This is a genomic window from Carboxylicivirga taeanensis (genome assembly GCF_051851475.1).
GTDB classification, from domain to species: Bacteria; Bacteroidota; Bacteroidia; order Bacteroidales; family Marinilabiliaceae; genus Carboxylicivirga; species Carboxylicivirga taeanensis.
This window is the reverse complement of record NZ_JBPUSJ010000086.1, coordinates 1-1017: the sequence shown is the minus strand read 5'-3', so window position 1 is coordinate 1017 and position 1017 is coordinate 1. Positions and strand designations below refer to the sequence as shown.

The 1017-nt window shown below is 35.2% G+C and carries 3 protein-coding genes; 2 read left to right on the top strand and 1 reads right to left on the bottom strand.

Translation table 11 applies throughout. The features are described from left to right. The first annotated feature begins 189 nt into the window (after positions 1-189). Positions 190-438 carry a type II toxin-antitoxin system ParD family antitoxin gene (locus ACSX1H_RS19360; protein ID WP_439185904.1) on the top strand — a complete coding sequence of 83 codons (249 nt, stop codon included), beginning with the start codon at positions 190-192 and terminating at the stop codon, positions 436-438. Further along, a complete protein-coding gene (locus tag ACSX1H_RS19355) occupies positions 431-730 on the top strand; it encodes a type II toxin-antitoxin system RelE/ParE family toxin (RefSeq protein WP_439185902.1) in 300 nt (99 codons plus the stop codon). The genes ACSX1H_RS19360 and ACSX1H_RS19355 overlap by 8 nt, the downstream gene beginning before the upstream one ends. Positions 731-733: 3 nt before the next feature. Here the strand turns inward: ACSX1H_RS19355 and ACSX1H_RS19350 are convergent, their stop codons facing one another. After that, positions 734-874: a hypothetical protein gene (locus tag ACSX1H_RS19350; protein ID WP_439185901.1), complete on the bottom strand. Its 141-nt coding sequence runs from the start codon at positions 872-874 to the stop codon at positions 734-736. Positions 875-1017: the final 143 nt, after the last annotated feature.

Here is a 1017-nt window from a genome sequence, read left to right as displayed (position 1 = left end):
ATTCCAAAAGAGTGTCCCCGTTCCAGTCATTTAAAACCCGAACTTTTATCAAAGAGTCGGGTTAAAAATTTATTGTGCCAATTCAACAAAAATCGAGCTTTTGGGCGCTATTCGTTATATACAATTTGGCAAAACCATTAGATTTGGCATTTTTACCAATTTTTGGTAAATTTGATTAAAACTTTGAAAATGAAGAATACATCCATATCTCTCGGTAGTTATTTTGACCAGTTTGTTCAGACTCAAGTTTCTGCAGGTCGATATAAAAATGTTAGCGAAGTTATTCGAGCTGGTCTCAGACTTCTGGAAAATGAAGAAAGTAAAGCGATTGCCTTAAGAAATGCAATCCAAGAAGGGATTGATAGTGGAATTGCTCACGACTTTGACCCCAAAAAAAATCTTGAGGAATTGAAAGCCAAAAGAAAGCGGAATGGCTAGATACGAGTTGACTAACAAAGCTGTTGAAGATTTAAATAGAATTTGGGAGTATACATATGATACTTGGTCTGAATATCAAGCTGACAAGTATTATGATTTGCTGCTTAACAGCTGCCAAGACATTGCTAATAATCCAGAATTAGGAAAAAACTACGATGGAATAACTACTAAATTGTTCGGACTAAAAGTTAATCGACACATAATATTCTATCGCAAGTCAAATAGTAATCCTATTGAAATAACAAGGATTCTTCATGAACAAATGGATTTAAAAAATAGAATAACAGAATAAAAACTACACCCAACAAACCGCATAGCGCATAAGGCGTTCATAGCGTTTTGTAAAGTTCCGAGCTTCGGCAATCAGCGCCAAATCGTTGATTTGGCTTTCAAGCTGAAAAGATAAAATCAAATACAACGCTTTGGCTTTGTTCACTTTGGGAAGTTTGTAAGGATAAACTCGCCTTACGACGCCATGCGGCCAACCGTTAGCGGTTATATAAGATGAAAAACACTCTATACATATTAACAATTGTATTGATATTTGGATGTCAAGCTAAAAACTCAAAAACAGAAAGC